The sequence below is a fragment of the Sphingobium sp. TCM1 genome (assembly GCF_001650725.1).
GTDB lineage: Bacteria > Pseudomonadota > Alphaproteobacteria > Sphingomonadales > Sphingomonadaceae > Sphingobium.
Genome location: NZ_LXVX01000013.1, coordinates 13024 through 37549 on the forward strand (window position 1 = coordinate 13024; position 24526 = coordinate 37549).

Below are 24526 nucleotides of genomic sequence, written 5' to 3' on the forward strand. Positions count from 1 at the left end.
TCTCAAACCCTGAGGCCGAGGTCGCTTGCCAAGAAACATTCTGCCACGGCTTGCTGATAAAGTGTGTCGAGAGTCGAGCTAAGTGCCAGAAGCGCCGCAATCCGGTGGATCATTTGGCGCAACCAACGGCGCTCTTCGTCGGTCAGTCCGTTACCCGTCCGGCGGTCAGCCTGGCGGTAGCCAAGCCATTTCTTGAGCACGGGATAGCCGCCGAGCTGATATGACCAGACTGCCTCCGGAACATGCGCAAAATGCGCTTCATCGTTCAGGAAAAGATCGCCGGTGCGATCACCCCACGCTTGATCCCACATCGCGTCGGGCAGCTCGGGATCAGTGAATGGCCTTGGAATCCATTTGCCTTTGCCGCCGCCCCAATAGGTGACCGTCAGCTTGAGGTCGTCCGATGAGATCTGCCCGCCGTCCATCCGGCGGAGCTGCCCGAGAAGCGCGGCGCGCGTGGGCGTGAGCACGCCATCGATCACATCGCGCGCATCTCGATTGGCGTCGAGCAGGCGGATGACCTTCTCGCCGGCGTCGACCATTTTTTCGAACAGGTCGGTGTTCTTAGGAATGGGAATATGAGCCCAATCACTGGAAAGCGCGCTCTTGTGCTCAGCCTGATAGTTCGGGGCATGGAGCAAGGCGAAGGCGACGCGGAATAGCCTGCCGACCAGGAGTCGTGCGGCATCCCCGCTGCGCTCCCCGGGGAGGCCAAAATGCTCGCGCAGGACCCGCCAGGCTGGCTCGGCGATATTGGCATCGCGGTGCGCAAGCAGGTCGTTGCTGATCGTCTCGCGCGGGAAAACCACCGAGCCACGTTCATGGACGTGCAGATTTATCAGCGTGGTGGCGTAAAGCGGCCACGTCTCGGATACCTTACGAGGTTCCGGAACGGTGATCAGCCATTCGTTGTCGGCGAGGTTTTGCGCGAATTCCGGCCGGGCCTCGTTCAGCCATTTGTGCTTCTCGACGTAATAGATATTCCGCTGATCAAGCGGGAAAGTCAGGAACGGCTTCACGCTCTCGGCCTTGAAATGCCCCTCCTTCTTGAGGGCAGTCCACGCCTTTTCAGGTTGATACCGCGCTTTCTCTTCAGCGATTTCGGGCACAGCAAGAGCGGCGCTCTGGAAGCTTTCTGCGTCAAAATATTTCCGGACCCTGGTCGTTAGCGTAGCAGCATCCACGTCGATCACGCCGCCTTCGACGCCCCTATTGTGATTTACTCCCTGGAATTTCGTCGGGAATAGTTCGTCGAGCGCCGGCCAAGCCTCGAAGCCGCCCTCCATCACGCGCGGTGAGAGCCTCCAGCGTCCTTCGGCGCTGGGATGGATGTCCTCATAGGCTGGCGCCTCACCGGGCACGATCGCCTCTCCGCTCGGCAGGCTGGCGATCAGCGCCTCGCGTTTCCGCGCAGCCGGACCCCAGAAATCGCGGTAGTGAACTTGCGTCGCGGCCGGCATGGTCGGCGCCTCGGCGCGCTTTATCCAGGTGACGATCGCCGTGCCGGGCTGAATACCGCGCGAATCCATATCGGTCGTAAACACGCTGTCGTCGCGCGTTCCGGCGCCGGGCAGGCCCTTGGGAATGATCTTGCCGGTGCGATATTTATCGCCGTTGAGATTGTCGACCCAAACAGCATGGAAGTTCGACAGCAGCGAGCGTCGCATCAGCGGGTGAGATCGGCCCGTCAGATACGAGGAGTTGGAAATGTAGGAGACCACGCCATAGTCGGCGGCGATCCCGATCCGCTCTTCAGCCAATCGAAGAAAGCGAACGTAAAGATCGTCAAGCAGCTGCTTCCTGACCCCGAATTCCTCATAGAGCAGGCTGCTGCCCTTCTGTTTCATCAAGGGCCGGCCGAAGCCGTCGAGTTTGACCTGACCGTCTTTCGTCTTTTGCTCCACCAGCTCGATCCCCTTGTAGTGGGCGACCAGCTCAGCCTCTTCCGCCTGGGCCGCGCCGGTAAAGCGGTCATAAGGCGGATTGCCGATGACGACGATGATCTTGGCCTCGCGCTTGACCTGTTGGGAGGCGTCGAACTCCTCGCGCATTTCGGGAAAATTGAGCTTTACGTCGCCATGCTCGTGCCAGCCCGACAGCGCGTTCGTCAGATAGACAGCAAGGCGGCGATCGGGGTCTGGTTTGGCGCCTAGTTGCTCCAACAGCAGATAAAGCTGCAGCTGGGCGATCGCGAAGGGCGCGGTCAGAATCTCGAAGCCGATGACGCGGTCCTGAAACGCCCTAGTCAGTTCCAAGCCGACAGTGGTGGCGTCGCCCTCGGCGATCAGTTCCTCGGCGATGCAGCGGGCGACCTCAAGAAGATAAGCCCCGGTCCCGCAGCAGGGATCGAGCACGATCACGCCGGGATCGGCTAGGCCGCGCGGGCGGCCGAGTTCGGTCTTGAGCAAATAGTGGACGCGCCGGACCTGGTAGCGGACGACCTCGGGCGGCGTATACCAGACACCGAGATCCTCGCGCAGCTTGGGATCGAACGCCTCAAGGAACGGCTCGTAGAAATAGGTGATGGCCGCGGTCGAGGTTTCGCCATCGATCGTAGGGAAGGTCATCCGCCCGCGAAACAACGGACGATCTACCCGATTCAGCGTCGCGATCGCCCGCGCCAGATGCGGCTCCAGCCCAAGATGTTTCATGCGCGCCGGGTGGCGAATGTCGTGCAGCAGTGCGTCGAGGAACGGTATGGGGAGGAAGCTGTGCGCGTCGTCGATGTCGAACACCGCGTTCGCATCAGCCTTTTTGTCCCATAGGATCCAGGCGGCGAACAGCGCATAGAAAACGGACTGCACGAGCGATGAGCGGAAGAAGCGCGCCCCTTTCTCGTCGTCGATGTCGAAGGCGAGGCCGAGCGCCTGATGATAGTCGTCGAGGAGCGGCTTGAGCGGCTTGAGATCGGTGGGCAAGGCATCCTTTGCGTCGCGCGCCTGCCGCGCCAGGATTTTGGCGAGATCCGACGGCGCCCCGATTCTCGCTAGGTCGGTGACGGCGTGTGTGACGATGGCGATGAGCGCGGCGACGGCTTCGGCATCGACCTTGGGTTTGGCGCCGCCGGTTACCGCTGCCCATAAATCGACCGTTTTCTGCAGCACCCGCTTGTCCGGCGGCACTGGGGTCACGCCGTCCCTTACATAGGCCGAGTCGCACACGAGCAGACCGAAGCCGCGGATGTTGCACAGGAGAACGACGCCCGTTTGCGCGAGGTAGCGCCCGATCTGATCCTTCTGCTCGGTCGATGCAGCGAGATCTTCCAGCGTCGTGCTGGCGCGTTTGACCTCACCGAACACGCCGACAAAGAGCGCACCATCGCCGAGCACGAAGTCCGGCATGTCATGGCTGGCGGCGCCTTTTTCCGAGGTGCCCGTGCGCACGTCGAACGGCAGCTTTTCGGATTTCAGGACCGACGCGAGCAAGGTGCGGACATCGGGATAGAACGTCGTTTCAGTCGATGACGGCAGCGCTTCCAGATTGCGCGTGTCCGCGCAGTAGGCTGCGATCGACTCTGAAAGTGGCGTGGACAACCGGAAAACCTTTCAGCGAGCGCGACGTGCCCGACATGGATCGAAAAGGCTCAGCGCACCGGGGCGGTGAACCGAGAGGATTATCTCTGCCCGAGCCGGCCCCAGCAAGACCGCGCTCATATCGTGAGCAATCTGACGTCGGGGTCGGCATCCGGGATGCGCTTCATCCGGCCATCGGCGGTCACGAAGATGAGATCGCGCTCCTTGGCCTGCGCGCACATCCAGAGGTCGTTTTCATCGATGCCGAGCTTTTGACCGGTGGCTTTGTCGACCCACTCTTCGATATATTTCGGCCTGTCCTTGCGCAGCACCTTGGCCAGATATTTCTGCGCGATGCGTGCCTTCACTTCGGCATAAACCGACGCGGTGTGGTGCGTGATGTCGATGACCGCGTGCGAGCGAGCCTGGACCAGCATCGCCTCCAGCGCCGACAGATTGCCCTTGCCGATCGCGGCGGCGAGCTTGGTCCCAAATCCGAGTTCGGCTAGCGCGACGGCGGAGATGAATCGCGGGCTGGCGGCGGGCAACGCCGCCAGCGACTGGCTCTTTTCGGCGTGATGGGGATGCGTCGGATCCAGATAGATGGACAGGATCGTCGTATCGAGAAGATAGGCGTCCATTCTCCTTCAGGCCACATAGTCGCGGAGCAACGACAGCTGGTCTTCGGGCAAGGGCTGGAAAATCTTGCGGACCCAGTCTCCGCCCGGGTTGAAGCGGCCCGACGCGCGTTCGGCCAGGCTCAGTCCGGGCACCGGATACAGGCTGTCCCAATGCTGCCAGTGATGCGAAACCGGGCGCTCGGACCCCTCGAAAAACGCCAGCAACTGCCGCTCGAGCCGCAGCGGAAGGTCATAAGCTTCCAGCAGCGTCGCATCGATATGCGCGAGCAGCCGGGGTAGCTGGTCCTCCGTCCCGGTCAAGATGTCCGAGCTGCCGAGCAGCGCGACATAGGCCTCAACCAGCTCGCCGAGCTTCGCGGGCAGGGAAACCGGGATCGGAATGGCGTCGATGACCGAGGCCCTGAAGCGGTCCTTGGGGGAGTTCACCGCGAGAAAGGCATTCGCCACCGGTCCGTTCAAGACGGCGGTCAGTGCGAGCAATGCATTCGGTGTCACTGCGCTCGTCGGCCGCATGGCGAAGAATTGTTGAGAACACAGCAGACCTTCGAGATCCGGAAAAGCGCCTATGCACCACGCGCCGCGGCTCAGCCGCGTGGCGCTGGCAATCAGCTTCGGTGTCGACCAATCATGTGTCGCGCCACAGCGAAGCTGATCGGACCTGAAATCCAGCCAAACGGAAGGCGGCGAGCGATACTGCCGCAAGTTGCGGGCATTGGCATAGCCGAGCCGGTAGCCGGGCTTTTCCACGTCGCTCGCGGCCTGATCCTGGCGGTACTTCCATTCCAGCCCCCGTCGTGATTCCAGCACCGAGGCCAGTCGCGGGTTGCGCTGCAGATAATCCCAAAGGTCGTTCAGTGGCGGTATCCACAACTGCCCCCGCGGATCGTCGTCGATGACGCGCGTCACATCGCGCTGGACCGTCGTCTGCCCGGTCTTCAGGAAGGAGGAACGATCTCGTTCGGCGACTTCGGTTGAGAGTAGCGTGATGGTCTTGGTCGTAGGCGCGCGCAGGTCGCGGGCGATGACCGCCGAAGATTCGACGTCCGATGCGCCGAAGATCCCGTCGGGAAGCTTCAGGATTTCGACGGAGCCATACAGGCTCTCCATGCGACGGCGCTGTTCCGCGAACTGCTGCTCGAGGATGAACGATCGCGGGAGCACGAAGCCCAGGGCGAGCGGTTTGGCGTCGAGCGCCGCACTGAGCGCGGCGATCGCCTTCGAATGTGTGTCGGCAGCGATCGCGTAATTTATCCGGTCGGCCTTGCTGAACGCTTCGAACGGCGGGTTACATACGATGACGTTGCTCGACCCGATCCGCTGCGCGAGCGCGCCGTCGGCGAACAGATCGGCTTCTTCGACATGCCAGCCATTGTGATTGGGGTAGTCGGCAAGGATCAGCGACAGCGTCGCCACTTCGCAGGCGAAGGGATCGACCTCGTCGCCGGAAATATGTTTGATGAGGAAATCGTGGCGCTGCTGGTCCGACCATTCCACCGGCAGCAGATCGCGCAGGTGACGCAGCGCCGACACCAGAAATACTCCGGCGCCAGCGAATGGCTCGTAGATATTGATGTCTTCGGGTTTGTGATTGTGCAGCTCCAGGCGTTGAACAACATATTCCGCCACCTGGCGCGGCGTACTGTGCGTCCCGAACAGCTTGCGCGTTTCCGGCGTGACCAGCGTGTTCTCATAGACGAAGGCGAGATCGTCGGACGAGATATTGGAAAAACTGATCCCGGCGCGCAAATGCCGCCACGCCGGATCGAACATCGCTGGTAGCGCGCTGTTAGCTGACCCGTCGATCGCGCCGAGTGTATAATAGGTCTCGATCCCGGTTAGGACCGATGCCAGGTCTTCGGGATTCCAGCCATCGGCATAGGGATGTCGGCGATCCTGTAGTACCTTGGCAGCGAGCAGGCGAAACACTACGCGAAACAATGTGCGCGGATCGAGGCGATCGCCGCCGGACGCCTTGCGCGCCAGATCGAGCGTCTCGACCAGCAGACGATCCAGTTTGAGGTGGATTTCGCCTTCGATCGCGGGCAGCAGCCCCAGATCCACGAAATCGAGCTGATAGCTCCCACCGGCGCTGCCGACCGACTTGGCGCGGTGAATGGCATCGGGGTGCCAGCTCGCCTGATTGCGGGCGAACAACGCTGTCAGATCGGCAAGCTTGATCTTCTCAAGTGCCCGGGGCGGGTCGACACTTCTGACCTGCCAGACGGTCACATCGTCATGGTCGATGACGAACAACAGCGGCGCACCCAGTGCTCGATGCTCATTCACGAGGTCGACGGCATGGCGACCCTCGCCATTCACCACCGCGAGTGCTGCGGACCGATAGGATGGCGGCGTTCGCGTGAAGGCGACGAGCGGCACCGTCCGGGTAGTGTTGGTATCGACCAATACGTCCGCAAAGGCATAGTCGCGCACGACCGCTTCCGAGCGATAGCCGGCGCTGTGGACGGCCTGTGCGATGCTGTCGATGGCATTCACAGCCGGCCTCCGCGCGCGGAGGCCGCAGTGTTGATCGGCATGGGGGGAAAGAGAAGTGACGCCTGCTCGCGGCTGTCGCTTGCCGCGAGCAACTGCTCCCGGAGACGCGCCACCATCGGGCCCAGCGGGATCGTGATCAACGGCTGATCGCTAACGACCTCTGCAAGCTCCGGGCGGAGCTGCAGCTGCGCGCCGGGCACATTGATAACCACCTTGGCGCGCTCCAGCGCCGGCCAAGGCGACAGGTTGCACAGCTCGAACAGGGGTTCAGCAATGGGAGCCAACGCGCCGACGCGGATCGCCATATCCGTCGCCAGGGATCTGATGACCGACACGGCTACGAGATCGCCCGAGCTAAAGCACGGACTATGCCCTCGTCCCCTGCGCAAGGGGGCCAGCGCCTTTTTCCAATGGCGATAGGTTTCCGGAGCGATCGAGATCGCGCTGCGAAGCTGGCCAGGGGTATAGAGCACCGTCACGAAATCGGCTCACGATCTTGTTGTTTACAACAAGATGCTCTGTTTTCTCTCCCGTGGCAAGAACGATGCTCCTTTGGATCACGCGAGCCCATTTCAAAACATGCCGGCATCGCCGATGGCTGGCGATGCAATGCGCTCTGGCTAAAGTGGGGGAAGGTGGAACTTACCTCTGATCGCGGTGGCAGGAGAGTATTGCTACAGAGTAGATGCGATACATTATAATCCGGCGTGGCCCGTCATCGGCCACCATTTGCCGCCGTCGCTACTCAGAAGCCGCAACAGCTAACCCACGCGCCCCGGAGCTTGAAGGAGCGTGGCGAGTATGTACGAGATAGATCCGGCATGTGCGGATAGCGTGCCGGTAACCCGATGGTCGTAACCGTGCAGGACTTCGAAGTCATACTGGTCACGAAAGCGCGCGAAGGCTGCCTCTTTTGGAGTGATGCCCTTGGCACTCAGCAACTCGTATGCGTCTACCATAACGTTGAAAATCGCTGGCTCGATGTTTGCCGCCGATCCGTAGCGATGGACTGTTGCCCGGATCGCCTCGCGTTCATTCTGGTCTTTCACACGCGCAAGCAACCGATCGACGGACGCGTCCGGGATCAGACAAAGTATCGCGAGATCGCTCGTGATCGTCGGCACGTTTCGAACTGATGGTGCGCGAGGCGTGAAGCAGTTCGGCCTCGTGATGATAGAGGTTGCGAAGAGCGCGTAGTGCCTGGAAATTGTGTGACGGATTGAGATTGGGCCGCCCCAGCGCGCCGACCTTGTCGCTAAAGCTGTGCAGCGCATTGAGGAAATCGAACAAGGCGTCGGTGTCAGCCATGACGCAATGCCGATCATAGCTCCGGAACAGGCGCGCGGCGGCGGCTACCACGGCATATTCGGTGTCGCTTGGCGTCATGGGCACCTAGTGAAGCGAAGGGAAGGCCGTGGCAACGGCCGTGCTCGCTTCTAAGCCTCATCATAGGCAATCGTAGTCCTAAGCGATGCTCGCCTATCGTAGCGCTACAGCGTAGACGTAGTGCCCATCGTCATCGGGCATGCCCCGCCACCACCAATGACCACGATTTCCGAGCAGTCCACGGCATTCAAGTAATGCCCTGGAAAGCACAGGATATCGTGCCGGACTCCGACTGGTTGCGTCAACAACCCTGATCCTGCGCGCTTCCTGAGCCAAGGCGCCCCGCTAAGCGTTCCGCCAGCCTCTGTACCTTGAACCCATGGGCCAGCCAGTCCACGAATGCGCGGGTCTTGGCGGGCAGGAGCGTGCGCGAGGCATAATAGACCGAGATGGCTCCGGCATCGGCATAACAGTGCGGGACCAGTCGGATCAGCGCACCGCTCTCCAGGGCAGGCAGCACGTCCGGCATGGCCAGCATCGCCACGCCCAGCCCCAGCAATGCCGCCTCCCGCATGGCGCTGGGATCATTGACGATGATGCGCTCCGTCAGGGTGGCGGCCATTTCCCGCCCCGCCGCGTCGCGCATCGCCCAGTGCCGTACGCGCCCGGTCTGGAGCGAGCGCATGACGATTCCGTCGAGCGAGGCCAGCCCGACCGGATCGAGCGGAGCGACGCGCCCCTCCATATAGGCGGGAGAGGCGACCGCCACGATATGGGCCGGCGCCAGCGTCCGGGCCACGATGCCTGGCGACAGGTCGAACCCGCCGCCGATCGCCGCGTCATAGCCCTCGGCGATGAGGTCCACGGCGCGGTTCTGGAAATGCCATTCGGGCTTGATGCGGGGATAGCGCGCGAGAAAGCCGGGCAGCATCGGCAGGACATGGGTTACGCCGAAGGTCGGCGCCATGCTGATCCGGAGTGTGCCCGCCGGCTCGCCGCTATCGGTGGCGATGCCGGCGATCGCCGCCTGGATGCCCTCCAGATTTTCGGCGATGGCCAGGCGGAAGACCTCGCCCGCCTCGGTCAGGGTCAGCTTTCGGGTGGACCGATGGAAGAGCCGCACGCCCAGGTTGCGTTCCAGCATGGCAACGTTCCGGCTCACAGCGGCCGGGGTCAACGCGAGCCGCCGCGCAGCCTCGGAAAAGCTGCCATGCTCGGCGCTGCGGATGAAGGATTCCAGATTGGCGAGCGTTTCCACGGCGCCCGTTTCAACTGACCATTGAAGATAATGCAAGACAATACCGGATAATCGAAAAGGAATATCTGCGCCATCTTCGCTCCATCACTTGATTTGAAGGAGCACATGACATGACTGAGCCTAACCAACCCCTCGCCGGCAAGGTCGCCCTCGTTACCGGCGGATCGCGCTCGATCGGCGCGGCCATCGCCCGCAGGCTCGCCGCCGACGGCGCTGCGGTCGCGCTGACCTACAGCGCTTCGCCGGACCGCGCGGCGCAGATCGTCGCCGAGATCGAGGCTGCCGGCGGCCACGCTATGGCGATCGAAGCCGATGCCGGCGACCCGGCGGCGGTGCGCGCTTCCGTCACCGGCACCGTCGAGGCATTTGGCGGCATCGACATCCTCGTCAACAATGCCGGCGTTGCGGTCAACGCGCTGATAGAGGATGTGAGGTTCGAGGATTATGAGCGGATGCTCGCGGTCAATGTGACCGGTGTCTTCGTCGCCACGCAGGAAGCGGTCCGCCACATGAAGACGGGCGGACGCATCATCCATATCGGCTCGTCAATGACGCGCTACGCCGCTTTCCCGACCGCCTCGGTCTATACCCTGACCAAGGGCGCCGTGAGCGGGTTCAATCGCAGCCTGGTGCGCGACCTCGGCCCCAGGGGCATCACCGTCAACACTGTCCATCCCGGCCCGACCGACACCGACATGAACCCGGCGGACGGCCCGGTCGCCGCCATCGTCGGTCCAGGCGTGGCGATCGGCCGCTACGGCCAGCCGCGCGAGATCGCGGCCGTCGTCGCCTTCCTCGCCAGCCCGGAGGCGGCCTTCGTCACCGGTGCCGACATCATGGCCGATGGCGGCCTGACCGCCTGACGCCAGACAGCGCTCAAGCGGAAAAGGACATCGGCTTCGTTGCGGTCGACTTGTCCAGAATTCCGCCGCCATCCTCGCCACGGCCTCATGCCCGAAGGTCATGATCTGACCGGCCATATTGATCCGAATGACACTGCAAAACATGCTCCTGGCGCGCCCCTCCTGCGAGGAGCGCGCCATCGGCATCAGGCGAAAATGAAGTCGGCTGCCGAAATATGTGCGGTTGTCAGGGTTGTACCCAGGCTCGCGACGTCGATGCTGAACGCAGCCCCCGCGGAGGTCACCACATCGAGGATGACGTGCCCCGCCGCGCCGTCATGCGCAAACACGGTTCCCAGTCCGCCGCCGGATGCGAATTTAGTCACGCCCAGCTTTTCCAGAACGATGCGATCGGACCCATTCTGAAAATCGACGATCCGGTCGCCGCCGTCCAGCGCACCGGCACCTTTGAAGACGAACCAGTCCGCGCCGGCGCCACCCCACAATGCGTCGCTACCAGCCTCGCCGATCAGCTTGTCGAAGCCGCCGTCGCCATAAAGCTGATCATTACCAAGACCGCCATAGATCAGGTCATCGCCTTCGCCGCCATACAATATGTCATGGCCATTTTCGCCATTCAGCGAATCCGCATCATTGCCGCCATAGACAAAATCATTCCCGGATCCGGCCTGGAGATTATCGCGACCATCGTCTCCGTAGAGCCGGTCCACACCCCATTCGGCAACAAGGATATCATCGCCGCTGCCGCCACTCAGATAATTGTCGCCGTCGCCACCATCGACACGGTCATTGCCATTGCCACCATAGACTTGGTCGTTGCCCGACTGACCCTTCAGCTTATCGTTGCCGTCTTCACCATAAATCCGGTCGTTGCCGGCACCGCCGCCCACAGCCTGGTTCGTCAGCTTGCCCGTCGCGGGATTGATTTCGTTTAGGAAACCGTCATCGCCTGCTCCCGCATAGATGAGGTCGTCGCCGACGCCGCCATCAATATAATCCCGACCACCGCCGGACCGAATGATGTCGTTCCCGGCATCGCCCAGCAACTGGTCATGGCCATCTCCCATCACCAGCTGATCGGCGCCATCGCCACCGGACGCGATGTTATTGCCCGATTCACCATAAAGATAATCATTGCCGAGGCCACCATCGAGCCTGTCATTGCCGGCGCCACCATAGAGGATGTCGTTTCCTGCGCCGCCTTCGATATAGTCATTCCCCAAATCGCCCCAGATTTCATCGTCGCCATCCAGGCCTGAAATCGTGTCGTCCTGTGACGTGCCCTTGATGCTGTTCTTCAAGTTCGTGCCTATAAGCGTAGCCATTCGCGACCCCTTGCTTCCAATCATGCCGGACATCATCAGTCGATAAAGCCGACGCATTAATATTTTTATGTCTTCTTGCGTGCGGCAGAACAAACCGTGCGACAATCCTGCCGCACGGCGTGCCTGCCACCGCCTCATCACCTAGAACGGGGATGTCGGCTCTAGTAAGTCGGGGAGGGGGCCGCTCGACGTGATTTCGGGGCGCTTAGGCGTCCTCGCATTCGCCCGTACTCGGGCACGGGAGAGGAAGGCCTTTCATCGGCGGTATTGTTCGAGCAGGAAGGTTCCGCCCGGCGAATGCCGGGGGCCGAAGGGATACGCACTGCGGGTGCGATTGGCGGCACGCAATCTCCGCTCTAGCCCCTTTCGATCATGTCCATGAAATCCCTGGCAGCCTCTCGGTCAGCCGGGTCGTCGAACGTCGTCCCGACATCGGGCGCGGCGCCGAGCAGGAACAACAGAGCCCAGAGGGCGAAGCGTCGACCCTGGCTGTCTTCCAGGCCAAGGTCGACGCGCATTCGCTCGATGCCGGCAGCCATCGCTCCGGGGGCCACCGCATTCAAATCGGTGGTGCCGAAATAGCGATGGATCTGGTCATCGAAATTCATGGGAAGCGACAGCCTCCCGGATCAGCCGTTCAGCCGGTCCTTGACCGCCTTGGCGGGCGTGAAGGTCAGCTTCTTCGACGCAGCAATCTCGATCACGGCGCCGGTGGCGGGATTGCGGCCCTGGCGCGCGGGGCTGTCCTTGACCTTGAACTTGCCAAAGCCGTTGAGCGAAACTTCGTCACCCTTGGCGGCAGCGTCCGCGATGGCGCCGACCACGCTGTCGACCAGCTTGCGCGCCTCGGCCTTGCTGATGTCGTGGGATGCGGCGACCGCTTCGGCAAGATCGGTGTTGTTCATGAGGATATAAGCTCCTGATTATGGAACGCCTGGAAATAGCGGCCTGTTGTCGGTACGTCCACGGCCTAATGACATTGTGCGGGCGTTGGCGCCGACGGACGGATCACAACCGCCGTCCGGACACGCCTGTTCCAGGCAGAACGCCGATCCGGTTGACGCCCCTGCCATCAACAATCTCGACCTCACCCTGAAATATGGGCATGGTGCCCAGATGTCGGGACCGCGGCAACGACGCCTGCGAAAGACACGACCAGAGGAGAGGCCATGGCGACGAGCGACGAGGGCAGCCTGCCGAAACATCACCGGGCGACACAGGGGGAAAAGCTGGTGATAGCCGCCTCCTCGCTGGGGACGGTGTTCGAATGGTATGATTTCTATCTCTACGGCCTGCTCGCCACCTATATTTCCGCCCAGTTCTTCTCCGGCGTGAACGAGACCACCGCCTTCATCTTTGCCCTCGCCGCCTTTGCCGCGGGCTTTGCCGTGCGGCCGTTCGGCGCGATCGTCTTCGGACGGATCGGTGACCTGGTCGGTCGCAAGAACACGTTTCTGGTCACGATGGCGATCATGGGCCTGTCGACCTTCGCGGTCGGCCTGTTGCCCGGCTACGCCGCGATCGGGGTGACAGCGCCCATCATCCTCGTCATCCTGCGGCTGCTTCAGGGACTGGCGCTCGGCGGCGAATATGGCGGCGCGGCGACCTATGTCGCGGAACATGCACCGCATGGGAAGCGCGGCCTCTACACCAGCTGGATCCAGACCACCGCCACATTCGGCCTATTCGCGGCGCTGCTGGTGGTGATCGGCTTCCGCTTCGCGCTGGGCGAGCAGGCATTCGCCGCCTGGGGCTGGCGCCTGCCCTTCCTGATCTCCATCTTCCTGCTGGGCGTGTCGATGTGGATCAGGCTGCAACTGAACGAAAGCCCGGTCTTCCAGAAGATGAAAGACGAAGGCACGACGTCGAAGGCGCCGCTGACCGAAGCCTTCGGCCGATGGTCCAACCTGCGCTGGGTGGTCATCGCGCTGTTCGGGGCGGTCGCGGGCCAGGCGGTGGTTTGGTATGCGGGGCAATTCTACGCCCTCTTCTTCCTCGAAAAGACGCTGAAGGTCGACGGCGCGACCGCCAATATCCTGATCGCGGTGGCGCTGGCGCTGGCGACCCCCTTCTTCGTCGCCTTCGGCTGGCTGAGCGACCGGATCGGTCGCAAGCCCATCATCCTGGGCGGCTGCGCGCTGGCGGCCATCGCCTATTTCCCGTTGTTCGCGGCCCTGACCCACGCCGCCAACCCCGCCCTCGCCGCCGCCCAGGCCGCTGCGCCGGTCACGATCGCGGTCGACCCGCTGCAATGCTCCTTCCAGTTCGACCCGGTGGGCCGCAACAGGTTCGACCAGTCGAGCTGCGACATCGCCAAGGCCCAGATGGCCAAGGCCGGCATCAGCTACGCCAATGCGGAAGCGCCCGCCGGCCGTCCGGCCGTGGTCAGCATCGGCAGCACCCGTCTGAATGCGCCCGATCCCGCCCGGCTGGAAAGGGCGGAGAAGACGGCGGCGATCGCCGCTTTCCAACGGCAGCTGGACGCCGCCCTTACCCAGGCGGGCTATCCGCAAAAGGCCGAAAAGGCGAGGATCAACAAACCCGCCGTGGTCGCCATCCTCTGGGCGCTCGCCATGCTCGTGACGATGGTCTACGGCCCGATCGCCGCGATGCTGGTTGAACTTTTCCCCAGCCGCATCCGCTACACCTCCATGTCCCTGCCCTATCATGTCGGCAATGGCTGGTTCGGCGGCTTCCTGCCGACGACGGCCTTCGCCATGGTCGCGGCGACCGGGGACATTTATTACGGCCTCTGGTATCCCGTCGTGATCGCGGCTGCGACGGCGGTCATAGGGTTGCTCTTCCTGCCGGAAACCTTCCGCCGCAACATCGACAGCTGAAGCATCGGCGCTGAGCGGCAAAGACATGATCCCGGCGCGCCCGATCCATTTGTGTTGCCACCGGAGGCCCCCTAAGAAGGGCCACCACAGCAGGATGATGACGGCGCGCATGGATGATCTACAATTTGATCCGGGCGGAAGCGAGCCGACCATCGCCGATGTCGCCGCCATCGCCGGCGTGTCCATCCGCACGGTTTCGCGGGTCATCAACAACAGTCCCAAGGTCAACAAGGATACGCGGGAACGCATCCAGGCGGCGATCCACCGCCTGAATTTCAGGCCCAGCCTGCGGGCGCGAGCGCTTTCGATGGGGCGCTCCCTGCTCATCGGCATGGTGCATCATGACCGCAACGCCCTGGTGCTCGACACCATCCAGCGGGGTGTGGGCCGGGAAGCGACACGGCGCGGCTATGAAGTGATCAGCCATGCGGTACCGATGACCGAAGCCGACGGGATCGCCCATGTGCTGGATTTCGCGCGCCGATCGCGGGTCGACGGCCTTGTCGTCCTGCCCCCGGTGTCCGGCATCCCCGGCCTGCCCGATGCGCTCAGGGCGGAACGCGTCCATGCCGTTGCGCTCTCCTCGGTACCGATCACCGGCTATGGCACCGTGCTTCTTTCTCCGGAGCGAGCGGCGGCGGGCGACGTCGCCCGCTATCTCCTGTCGCTCGGCCATTGCCGGATCGCGATGATCACCGGGCCACGGGCGATGGTTTCCGCCCGGGAACGCCGCGTCGGCTTCATCGAGGCGCTGGAGGAAGCGGGCACGCCGCTGCTGGCGGAGGCGGAGGGCGACTATGGCCTGGCCGCCGGGATCGAGGGTGCCCACGCTCTCCTCTCCCTGCCCACGCCGCCGACCGCGATCTTCGCCGCCAATGACGTCATGGCCGCCGGCGTGCTCAAGGTCGCGGCGGAACGCGGCATCGCCGTTCCGTCCATGCTGTCGGTCGTGGGCTTCGACGGCAGCCTTCTGGCCGAAATGCTCACGCCCTCGCTCACCACGATCGTGCGCCCCTTCGGCGAGATGGCGCAGATCGCCACCCGCCATCTGATCGACCTGATAGAGGGGGAGCCACCGGTCGAACCGGATATCCCGCCCCTGCGCCTGCGGGAATCGCAAAGCAGCGCGCCGCCGCCTGCCTGACATACGCCACTGGACTCTTGGGGCGGCGTCACTATATACCGCTCGGTATGGAAATGGCGACACATAGCGGGAGAGGCCGTCCCAGGGAGTTCGATCCCGAGCAGGCGCTGGCGGCGGCGCTCGAGGTCTTCTGGCGTCGTGGCTATGAGGGCGCGTCCCTCGCCGAACTGACCGAGGCGATGGGCATCACCAAACCCAGCCTCTATGCCTGCTTCGGCAACAAGGAATCCCTCTTCCGCAAGGCGCTTGACCTCTATGAGCGCGACAAGCTCTGCTATGTGAAGTCCGCGCTGGAGGAACCCACGTCCAAGGCGGTGGCCGAGCGGCTGCTGCGCGGGGCGCTTGCGATCCAGACCAATGCCAGCGATCCCAGGGGCTGCCTGGGCGTCATCAGTTCGGTAGGCGGCACCGCCCATGCCGAATGTATCCGCGATGAGGTGCACGCCCGCCGCGCCTCCTCGGACCGCGCGATGGTCGAAAGGTTCGAGCGCGCGCGCGACGAAGGCGACCTGCCCGATCATGTCGAGCCGCAGGCCCTGGCCTGCTATCTCTCCGCCGTCATGCAGGGCATGGCGGTCCAGGCCGGCGCTGGCGTGCCGACCGAACGACTGGAAACGCTGATCGACACGACCCTGTCCATGTGGCCGGGCCGCTGAGCGAATTTATTTCGCTGTCGTAGCGGTATTCCCCTTGAAATGGCCGCGCCGCAAATAAAATACCTCTCGGTACAAAAAGAGGTTGACCAGCAAGGTCGCGTTAATATATACCAATCAGTATAGAACTGGCTGGGCGCATGTCCCAGGGAGGTCATCATGCGACATAATCTCAAACATTCCCGCTGTTGCTGACAGCGGCATAAGGGGCGGCCTGCCGGCGACGGAGGCAACCTGATCCACATTCCCGATCCTTCCATTGCCGCGCCCACCGGCGCGCGCAGGTGGGATCGTTCGCGCAAATTTCGGGCGCAAGGCACGGGACGCGGCGGCGCGGCTCCGGGCGTAGAGACGCGTCCTCTTCAAACGGGGAAGGAAAAGGCAGTGGCTTTCCTTGATTTCGCACAACCGTTGGCCGGCCCGCAAATGGCGGTCGGCTCCAGCATCGTCCCGCCCGCCAGCGCGACGGATTTTTCCGCGCAGGAGTGGCAGATCGTCTCCCTCGCCCGCACGGACGGGCTGCGCTCACTCCAGGGACCGGGCCGTTTCGCCCGCCTGCGTCGCTGGATTTTCGGCGAGGAAACCAACCTGGCCCTTGCCAGCGACCGGCTGGAGGCACTGCGCCGCCTGGCCGTCGAGGCCTGGCACAAGGGCTATGCCGTCTCGCTGTCCGGTCTCGCCGCCTTCCGCGCGGCAGGCTTTTCCACCGCCCAACTCGAGCTTCTGCTCGCCACCATCAGCGCGGGCCGCACGGCTCGCCGCACCCGGAGTTTCGCATGAACCAGCACACGAAAATCACTGCCGACGCCGAATATTCGGACGCCGGCATTGGACCGAAGCGGCGATGGTCCCGCCGCCATGGCGGCATCGCCGCCGTCGCCGTCATTGCTCTTTTCGGCGCAGGCTGGAAGCTGCTCGACCAGCCTCAGGCCCAGGCGTCGGCCTCCCCGCTGGCTGCGGTCGGCGTGTCCGCGCCGCTCGCCCGCAGCGTGACCCAGTGGGACGATTATGTCGGCCGCTTCGCCCCCAGCCAGACAGTGGAAATCCGCCCGCGCGTGTCGGGTGCGGTAACCGCCATCCATTTCCGCGACGGCGATTTCGTCCGTCAGGGACAGCTGCTCTTCACCATCGACCAGCGCCCCTTCCTGGCGGCCCTTGCCGAAGCGCGGGCGAGCAGCGCATCGGCCCGAAGCGCGCTGCTGCTGGCGCAGAATGACTATGCCCGCGTCCAGCGGCTCAGCGGTGACGAGGCCGTATCGGCCAGCGAAGTGGATGCGCTGCGCTCGCGGCTTCAGGCCGCACAGGCCTCGCTCGCGGGGGCGCAGGCGCGCGAGCGGCAGCGTGCGCTGGATGTCGAGTTCACGCAGGTCCGCGCCCCCATTTCCGGCCGCGTCTCCGACCGCCGCGTCGACATCGGCAATCTCGTGTCCGGCGCGGAAGGCAATGGCGCGACGCTGCTGACCACGGTCAACAAGCTCGACCCCATCTATTTCAACTTCGATGCGTCCGAAGCGCTCTACCTCAAGTCGCAGCGCGACAAGGGCGCCGGCGGCGCGGTCGAGGTCCGTTTGCAGGATGAGGCCGACTATCGCCACAAGGGCCGGCTCGACTTCACCGACAATGGTCTCGATCCGCGCTCCGGCACGATCCGCATCCGCGCCATATTCGACAATCCGGGCAATTTCCTGACCCCCGGCCTGTTCGGCAACATGCGCCTCGCCAATGGCGGCAAGGTCAATGCCCTGCTGGTTCCCGATGAGGCGATCCAGTCCGATCAGGCGCGCAAGACCGTGCTGGTGGTGGGACGGGATGACAGCGTGACGGCGAAGCCGGTGGAGCTTGGCCCGATCGTCGACGGGTTGCGGATCATCCGCTCGGGCCTCGCGCCCGATGACCGGGTGATCGTGTCCAACATCCAGGCGGCCATGCCCGGCGCCAGGGTGGCGGTGAAACCCGCCGCGATCCGCCCGACACCAACCCCGGTCACGCCGGTCGACAGCCCGGCCCCGGTGGCGGCGCAGGCAACCTTCGCCCGGTAATTCATTTACACCCCTCCCCTGAAGGGGAGGGGATATTCGAAGACAATCCCAAGCCCGCGATCCGGCCCCGCCGGATCGCGCGGCATCCCTTTCGCTCGCTCGCAAAGGACGCTCCGATGCGTTTCTCCCGTTTCTTCATCGACAGGCCGATCTTCGCCGCCGTCATAGCGGTGGTCATCACCGTGGTCGGCGCGCTCGCCTTCATCGGCCTGCCGGTGTCCCAATATCCCGACATCGTGCCCCCCACGGTCACGGTCTCCGCCCAATATCCCGGCGCATCGGCGGAAACGGTCGCATCGACCGTCGCCGCGCCGATCGAGCAGGAAATCAACGGCGTCGACGACATGCTCTACCAGAGCAGCCAGTCGACCGGCGACGGCAAGGTCGTCATCACCGTCACCTTCAAGATCGGTACCGACCTCGATGCCGCGCAGGTGCTGGTGCAGAACCGCGTCGCCGTCGCTATCCCCCGCCTGCCGGAGGAAGTGCAGCGCCTCGGCGTCGTCACCCGCAAGACCACGCCCGAATTCCTGATGGTCGTGAACCTGCAATCGCCCGACGGCACGTTCGACCGCAATTACCTGTCCAACTATGCGCTGACCCAGGTGCGCGACCGGCTCGCCCGGCTCGACGGCGTGGGTGACGTGCAGCTCTTCGGATCGCGCGACTATGCGATGCGGATCTGGATCGACCCGGACCGCGCCGCCGCGCTGGACCTGACCGCGGGCGAGATCGTCTCGGCGCTCCGCGCCCAGAATGTCCAGGTTTCTGCCGGTTCGATCGGCCAGCCCCCCTATGATCGCGGGGAAGCCTTCCAGCTCGGCGTCGAGATGCAGGGCCGCCTGACCGAACCGCAGCAATTTGCCAACATCGTCATCCGCACCGATGCCGACGGCCGTCAGGTCCGCGTGGCGGATGTCGCCCGCGTGGAACTGGGCGCGCAGGATTATGGCATCAACACCTATCTTTCGAACAAGCCCACCGTCGTCATCGCCGTGATGCAGCGCCCCGGTTCCAACGCGCTCGACGCGGCGGAGAAGGTGAAGGCGGAAATGGACCAGCTGTCCCAGCGCTTTCCCAAGGGGCTGGAATATAGCGTCATCTACAACCCGACCGAATTCATCAGCCAGTCGATCGACGCCGTCTACCAGACGCTGATCGAAGCGGTACTGCTGGTCGTGCTGGTGATCCTCGTCTTCCTCCAGAACTGGCGCGCGGCGATCATCCCGATCATCGCCATCCCGGTCTCGCTGATCGGCACGGCGGCGATTCTCGCAGGCCTTGGCTACAGCCTCAACAACCTGTCGCTCTTCGGCCTCGTCCTCGCCATCGGCATCGTCGTCGACGACGCCATCGTCGTCGTCGAGAATGTCGAGCGCAATATCGAGCATGGCATGTCGCCGCTCGAAGCCGCCCGCACTTCCATGGACGAAGTGTCGACCGCGCTGGTCGCGATCGTGCTGGTGCTGTGCGCGGTGTTCGTGCCGACGCTCTTCATCACCGGCATTTCCGGCGCTTTCTACCAGCAGTTCGCCGTCACCATCTCGACCGCGACGATCATCTCGCTGATCCTCTCGCTCACCTTGTCGCCCGCCGCCGCCGCGCTGCTGCTCAAGGCAAAGCATGGCCCGCGCGACCGGAGCGGCGATCCACTCTGGCGGCAGAAGCTGGGCGTGGCCGTCGATGCGTTCAACCATGGCTTCGACCGGATGAGCGCGGGCTATGGCCGCCTTACCCGCTTCCTTGTCGCGCGCCCGAAAAAGATGCTGCTGACCTATGCGGGCCTGATCGCCGCCACCATCGCCCTGTTCTGGGTGACGCCCGGCGGCTTCATCCCGGCGCAGGACCAGGGCTATTTCCTGGCCGTGGTGCAACTCCCCTCCGGCGCCTCGCTCGAACGCACCGACAAGGTGACGCGCGAGGTGGCGGAGAAGATCCTGCCGGTGAAGGGCCTGCGCGGCGCGGTGATGTTCGCCGGCTTCCATGGTCCCTCGCAGACGCAGGCACCCAACAGCGCGGCGATCTACTTCCCCTTCAAGAGCTTTGCCGAGCGCAAGGCGGAAGGCGTCACCTATGCCGGCATCATGGAACAGGCGAACAAGGCCGTCGCCGGTTATGACAAGGCGCGCATCCTGCTCGTGCCCCCGCCGCTCATTCAGGGCATCGGCTCGGCCGGCGGCTATCGCATGATGCTGGAGGACCGCGAGGACCGCGGCTATGCGGAACTCAACAAGGTCGCGGGCGAAATGATCGCCAAGGCGAACCAGTCCCCCAGCCTCGCGATGGTCTACACCCTGTTCGACGTCGGCACGCCGCGCGTCTACGCGGACATCGACCGGCGCAAGGCCGACCTGCTGGGCGTGCCGCCCGAACGCATCTTCGAAGCGATGCAGGTCTATCTGGGGTCGGCGTTCGTCAACGACTTCAACCTGCTGGGCCGCACCTATCGCGTGACGGCGCAGGCCGATGCCGATCATCGCGGCACGGTGGCCGACATCGCCAACCTCAAGACCCGGTCGAACAGCGGCCAGATGGTGCCGATCGGCTCCGTCTCGACCTTCAAGGACAAGACCGGCCCCTATCGGGTGGTCCGCTACAATTTGCTGCCGGCGGTGGAGATCGACGGCGACACGGCCCCCGGCTATTCCTCCGGCCAGTCGCTGACCACCATGGAGAAGCTCGCCGCCGCCGCGCCTGCCGGTTATGGCAGCGAATGGACGGGCGTTGCCTATCAGCAGAAGATCGCCGGCAACACCGCCGGACTCGTCTTCGGCATGGCGGTCTTCTTCGTCTTCCTGGTGCTGGCGGCGCAATATGAAAGCCTGACGCTGCCGTTGTCGATCATCCTGATCGTGCCGATGTGTCTGTTCGCGGCCATGCTGGGCGTGAACCTGCGGGGACAAGACAATAATATCCTGACGCAGATCGGTCTGGTCGTGCTGATCGCTCTTGCCGCGAAGAACGCCATTCTGGTGGTCGAATTCGCCAAGCAGGCGGAAGAGGAACAGGGCCTGTCGCCGGTCGAAGCCGCCGTTCAGGCTGCCCAGACCCGCCTGCGCCCGATCCTGATGACCAGCTTCGCCTTCATCCTGGGGGCGGTGCCTCTGGTGATCGCGACCGGAGCCGGCGCGGAACTGCGGCAGGCGCTGGGCACGGCGGTTTTCTTCGGCATGGCCGGCGTGACGGCGTTCGGACTGCTCTTCACTCCCACCTTCTATGTCGTGTGCCGCGCGCTTGGCGATCGCTTCACCCGCCGCCGGCGCGGAGCCGGTGACAATGGCGCCGAGCCTGCATTGCAGCCGGCCGAATAAGGACAAAAGCCATGACAAGGAACTTCATCGCCTTGCTGCTCGGCGCCAGCGCCCTCACGGCCTGCGCCGCCGGGCCGGATTACAAGGCGCCTGCCACCCCGACCACGGCCGCCGCCCCCTTCATCGGGGCGGCCACCCCCGCGGTCGTTCAAGCCCCCGCCGACGATCATTGGTGGCAGCTCTATAACGATCCGCTGCTCGACGGGCTGGTCAAGGATGCGCTGTCGGCCAATACCGACATCCGCGTCGCCGTCGCCCGGCTGGAACGCGCCCGCGCCCAGCTGCGCGGCGCACGCTCCGACCGGCTGCCCAGCACCACGCTCAGCGGATCTCCGACCTATGGCCGCGTCTCGCAGGCCCAGACCCTGCCCGGCATGGATCGGGAAAACTGGACCGTCGATATGGGTCTGGACGTCGCCTATGAGGTCGATCTGTTCGGCCGGGTGAAGCGCAGCATAGAGGCCGCGCGCGGCGACGCCGGTGCGGCGCAGGCCGACACCGATGCAGTCCGCGTCGCCGTCGTCGCCGACACCGTGCGCGCCTATGTCGACGCCACCGCCTCGGCCCAGCGTATCGCCGTCGCGCAACAGACGGTCGATCTGCTCGACCAGTCGCTCCGCATTTCGCAGGCGCGCTTCGATGTCGGCCGGTCCGACCGGCTCGACGTCATTCGCATCACCTCGCTCCGCGACCAGCAAAAGGCGCTGATCCCGTCGCTGGTGGCGGATCGCAACGCGGCGCTGTTCCGCCTCGCCACGCTCACCGGCCGCACCCCGCAGGATCTGCCCGCGACCGTGCGCGACGCGAAGGTCACACCCGACCTCAGCCAGCCCATTCCCGTGGGCGACGGTCAGGCGCTGCTCGCCCGTCGCCCCGACGTGCGCGCGGCCGAACAGCGGCTGGCGGGCGACACGGCGCGGATCGGCGTGGCCACTGCCGCGCTCTATCCCCGCATCACGCTCGGCGGATCGATCGGCAGCACGGCGATCGGCGGCGGCAATATCCTGGGCGGCGGCCCGCTCAACTGGCTGCTGGGACCGCTCATCAGCTGGGCCTTCCCCAATCAGGAGGCCAACCGCGCCCGCATCGCGGCGGCGCGGGCGGATGGCGACGCGGCGCTGGCGACCTTCGACGGCACCGTGCTGCGCGCGCTGGAGGAAACCGAAACCGCCCTCTCCACCTACGCCAACGCCCTGCAACGGCGCGCCGCGCTCCAGACCGCACGTGACGAAGCGGCCCGCGCAGCCCGCATCAGCACAGCGCGTCAGCGGGAAGGGCAGATCGACTTCCTGACCGTGCTCGACGCGCTGCGTACCCAGGCGGCGGCCGACGCCGACCTCGCCGCCGCCAACCGCGCCGTCGCCTTCGCCCAGGTCGACCTGTTCCGGGCCTTGGGCGGCGGCTGGACCGCCGCCTGAAGCGACAGGACTGTTCGCCGTCCCGCCCGCATGATAGTCCCTTGCAAGGGCACCGGGCGGGGCGGCATGACAGAAGAAAGCGCGATTGCATGATGCCGCTGCCCGTCTCGCGCGCACGCATGGTCGAACTGTGGCGCTATTACCAGATGGGCCTGCTCAACACCGCCTTCGGCCTTGGTGCCTATGCGCTGCTGGTATGGCTGGGTCTCAACATGTTCGTGGCCCAGCTTCTCGCCCATATGATGGGCATGGCGTTCAACTATATCAGCTACAGCCGCCACGTCTTTCGCGACGCACGCCCGGCCAAGCTGCGCTTCATCCTGTCCTACGGCGCAAATTATCTGCTGGGCCTGGGTGCGCTTGCGGCGCTGTCGCGCGTCATCGCCTCACCCTATGGCGCTGGCTTTCTGGCGGCCGGGATCGTGTCTGTCGTCAATTATTTCGCCCTGAAGCATCTGGTCTTCCGCTCCAGGGCGACATGATCGGACAGGCCTCGCGCGGCGAACCTCTCCCGTCAGACCGTAAAATTGCCGGCGACGGCAAAGTCTTCGATCGGCTTGCGGCCACTCGGCACCTCGCGCGCCTGCAAGGCTTCCGGAAGCGTCGTCTTGTCCGCCTGCCGCCCGATCGCCACCGCCGCCTCGATGCGGAAACGGTCCGGCACGGCCAGTTCCCGGCGCGCTGCGTCGAAATCGACGCCGGTCATGCCATGGGTGTGATAGCCCAGCCGCGTCGCCTGTAGCGCCAGAAGCGCCCAGGCCGCGCCCGCATCGAAGCTGTGGCTGTGCGACGGCTTGAAATCGTCCGATCCGGGCGCCGCCATCTGCGTGTCGGACAGGATATAGACGATCACCGACGCATTACGCACCCAGCTCTGGTTGAACGGCAACAGCACCCCCAGGAACCGGTCCCAGTCGGCCGTGTCTCGATGGGCATAAAGAAAGCGCCAGGGCTGGTAATTGAACGCCGAGGGCGCCCAGCGCGCGGCATCGAAGATGGTATCAAGGTCTGCCTGCGGCAATGCCGACGCATCGAATGCGCGCGGCGACCAGCGCTCCAGGAACAGGGGATCGACGGCGCGAGTCACCGTGCGGGGGTCGGTAGCCATGATGTCTCCTCGTGAATGATCGGCTCGGCCGGTCTATGCCGGACGACGCCCCTGATCGCGAAGAGAAAATATGGCAACGCTGCGTTTAGCGCGCACTCTCGCAGGAGCATAGTTCGCCTTCCCGATCGGCAAGGCGCGGCGCATCGGCATCCTTTTCCAGCAGCACGACGGTCGGTTCACGCAGCAAGGCCTGCGTCAGGCGGCTCCACCAGCTTCCAGCGGGCGCATCATCCATCCGGGGTTCGATCATGGCTCTCCTTCTCGCCGACTCGCGCAGCTTACTATCAATATGATAGACAAAGAGCGCACAAGCAATGCTGCTGCGTGGCAGAGAAATGCTTGCCGGGAGGCAGCGCCATGGTCGCCGGAGCGGCGCGCGCGATGGCCGGACTACCCGACGGGACGATCGACATGTGCGGGGAAAATCGACCCGGACAGCCGGCGACGCGTGCAGTTCGCCACCAGGCTGGCCGGGATCGCAACATTGTCCGACTTGGAGAGGACATGACAACGTTGTCCAGCCTCCTTAAGTGATTCCCGTTCCCAGCGCAACAGCATTTCTCATGCCGCCCGAAAACAGAAGGGCGCGGCC

Annotated in this window: 20 protein-coding genes; 9 read left to right on the top strand and 11 right to left on the bottom strand. The window is 64.2% G+C overall.

What is annotated here, in order from left to right; all coding sequences use genetic code 11:
* Nucleotides 1-2: 2 nt before the first annotated feature.
* The 6 genes from A7Q26_RS11410 to A7Q26_RS11435 all read right to left on the bottom strand — a co-directional run bounded on the left by A7Q26_RS11410 (nt 3) and on the right by A7Q26_RS11435 (nt 9233).
* Nucleotides 3-3533, bottom strand: coding sequence for a type ISP restriction/modification enzyme (locus tag A7Q26_RS11410; protein WP_066859528.1), 3531 nt, complete (start codon nt 3531-3533; stop codon nt 3-5).
* Nucleotides 3534-3649: 116 nt separating this feature from the next.
* On the bottom strand, nt 3650-4153 hold the full coding sequence (locus A7Q26_RS11415) for a PIN domain-containing protein (protein ID WP_066859529.1): 504 nt from the start codon (nt 4151-4153) through the stop codon (nt 3650-3652).
* Nucleotides 4154-4159: 6 nt separating this feature from the next.
* Nucleotides 4160-6532 (bottom strand): N-6 DNA methylase, encoded by a 2373-nt coding sequence (locus A7Q26_RS11420; protein ID WP_157102536.1) that lies wholly within the window; start codon nt 6530-6532, stop codon nt 4160-4162.
* Between the two features lie 113 nt (nt 6533-6645).
* Nucleotides 6646-7128 (bottom strand): hypothetical protein, encoded by a 483-nt coding sequence (locus A7Q26_RS11425; RefSeq protein WP_066859531.1) that lies wholly within the window; start codon nt 7126-7128, stop codon nt 6646-6648.
* Nucleotides 7129-7681: 553 nt separating this feature from the next.
* Nucleotides 7682-7957, bottom strand: coding sequence for a hypothetical protein (locus A7Q26_RS25150; protein WP_198162916.1), 276 nt, complete (start codon nt 7955-7957; stop codon nt 7682-7684).
* A 319-nt stretch (nt 7958-8276) separates the two neighbouring features.
* A complete protein-coding gene (locus A7Q26_RS11435) occupies nt 8277-9233 on the bottom strand; it encodes a LysR family transcriptional regulator (RefSeq protein WP_066859812.1) in 957 nt (318 codons plus the stop codon).
* A gap of 110 nt (nt 9234-9343) precedes the next feature.
* Here A7Q26_RS11435 and A7Q26_RS11440 point away from each other — a divergent pair, with 110 nt between their 5' ends.
* Entirely contained in the window at nt 9344-10096 is a 753-nt protein-coding gene (locus A7Q26_RS11440) for a 3-oxoacyl-ACP reductase family protein (RefSeq protein ID WP_066859532.1), read from the top strand.
* 185 nt (nt 10097-10281) lie between these two features.
* On the opposite strand, the gene A7Q26_RS11445 is transcribed toward A7Q26_RS11440, so the two are convergent.
* The 3 genes from A7Q26_RS11445 to A7Q26_RS11455 form a co-directional block, all read right to left on the bottom strand.
* Nucleotides 10282-11514 (bottom strand): calcium-binding protein, encoded by a 1233-nt coding sequence (locus tag A7Q26_RS11445; protein ID WP_232313774.1) that lies wholly within the window; start codon nt 11512-11514, stop codon nt 10282-10284.
* Nucleotides 11515-11777: 263 nt separating this feature from the next.
* Complete coding sequence (locus A7Q26_RS11450; RefSeq protein ID WP_066859533.1) at nt 11778-12029, bottom strand: hypothetical protein; 252 nt, start codon at nt 12027-12029, stop codon at nt 11778-11780.
* A gap of 21 nt (nt 12030-12050) precedes the next feature.
* Nucleotides 12051-12326 carry an HU family DNA-binding protein gene (locus A7Q26_RS11455; protein WP_066859534.1) on the bottom strand — a complete coding sequence of 92 codons (276 nt, stop codon included), beginning with the start codon at nt 12324-12326 and terminating at the stop codon, nt 12051-12053.
* 264 nt (nt 12327-12590) lie between these two features.
* Here A7Q26_RS11455 and A7Q26_RS11460 point away from each other — a divergent pair, with 264 nt between their 5' ends.
* The 8 genes from A7Q26_RS11460 (at nt 12591) to A7Q26_RS11495 (ending at nt 23308) form a co-directional block, all read left to right on the top strand.
* Nucleotides 12591-14261 (top strand): MFS transporter, encoded by a 1671-nt coding sequence (locus A7Q26_RS11460; RefSeq protein WP_066859535.1) that lies wholly within the window; start codon nt 12591-12593, stop codon nt 14259-14261.
* A gap of 109 nt (nt 14262-14370) precedes the next feature.
* Nucleotides 14371-15405 (top strand): LacI family DNA-binding transcriptional regulator, encoded by a 1035-nt coding sequence (locus tag A7Q26_RS11465; protein WP_066859818.1) that lies wholly within the window; start codon nt 14371-14373, stop codon nt 15403-15405.
* A gap of 53 nt (nt 15406-15458) precedes the next feature.
* Nucleotides 15459-16061 (top strand): TetR/AcrR family transcriptional regulator, encoded by a 603-nt coding sequence (locus tag A7Q26_RS11470; RefSeq protein ID WP_443018159.1) that lies wholly within the window; start codon nt 15459-15461, stop codon nt 16059-16061.
* Nucleotides 16062-16442: 381 nt separating this feature from the next.
* On the top strand, nt 16443-16838 hold the full coding sequence (locus A7Q26_RS11475) for a hypothetical protein (RefSeq protein ID WP_066859537.1): 396 nt from the start codon (nt 16443-16445) through the stop codon (nt 16836-16838).
* A complete protein-coding gene (locus A7Q26_RS11480; protein WP_066859538.1) occupies nt 16835-18097 on the top strand; it encodes an efflux RND transporter periplasmic adaptor subunit in 1263 nt (420 codons plus the stop codon). Before A7Q26_RS11475 ends, A7Q26_RS11480 begins: the two co-directional genes overlap by 4 nt.
* A 116-nt stretch (nt 18098-18213) precedes the next feature.
* Nucleotides 18214-21408 (top strand): efflux RND transporter permease subunit, encoded by a 3195-nt coding sequence (locus tag A7Q26_RS11485; RefSeq protein ID WP_066859539.1) that lies wholly within the window; start codon nt 18214-18216, stop codon nt 21406-21408.
* An 11-nt stretch (nt 21409-21419) separates the two neighbouring features.
* Nucleotides 21420-22826, top strand: coding sequence for an efflux transporter outer membrane subunit (locus tag A7Q26_RS11490; protein WP_066859540.1), 1407 nt, complete (start codon nt 21420-21422; stop codon nt 22824-22826).
* A gap of 89 nt (nt 22827-22915) precedes the next feature.
* Complete coding sequence (locus A7Q26_RS11495; protein ID WP_066859541.1) at nt 22916-23308, top strand: GtrA family protein; 393 nt, start codon at nt 22916-22918, stop codon at nt 23306-23308.
* A gap of 32 nt (nt 23309-23340) precedes the next feature.
* On the opposite strand, the gene A7Q26_RS11500 is transcribed toward A7Q26_RS11495, so the two are convergent.
* Nucleotides 23341-23934: a nitroreductase family protein gene (locus A7Q26_RS11500; protein WP_066859542.1), complete on the bottom strand. Its 594-nt coding sequence runs from the start codon at nt 23932-23934 to the stop codon at nt 23341-23343.
* Nucleotides 23935-24019: 85 nt separating this feature from the next.
* Nucleotides 24020-24184 (bottom strand): hypothetical protein, encoded by a 165-nt coding sequence (locus tag A7Q26_RS25155; protein ID WP_157102538.1) that lies wholly within the window; start codon nt 24182-24184, stop codon nt 24020-24022.
* Nucleotides 24185-24526 lie beyond the last annotated feature (342 nt).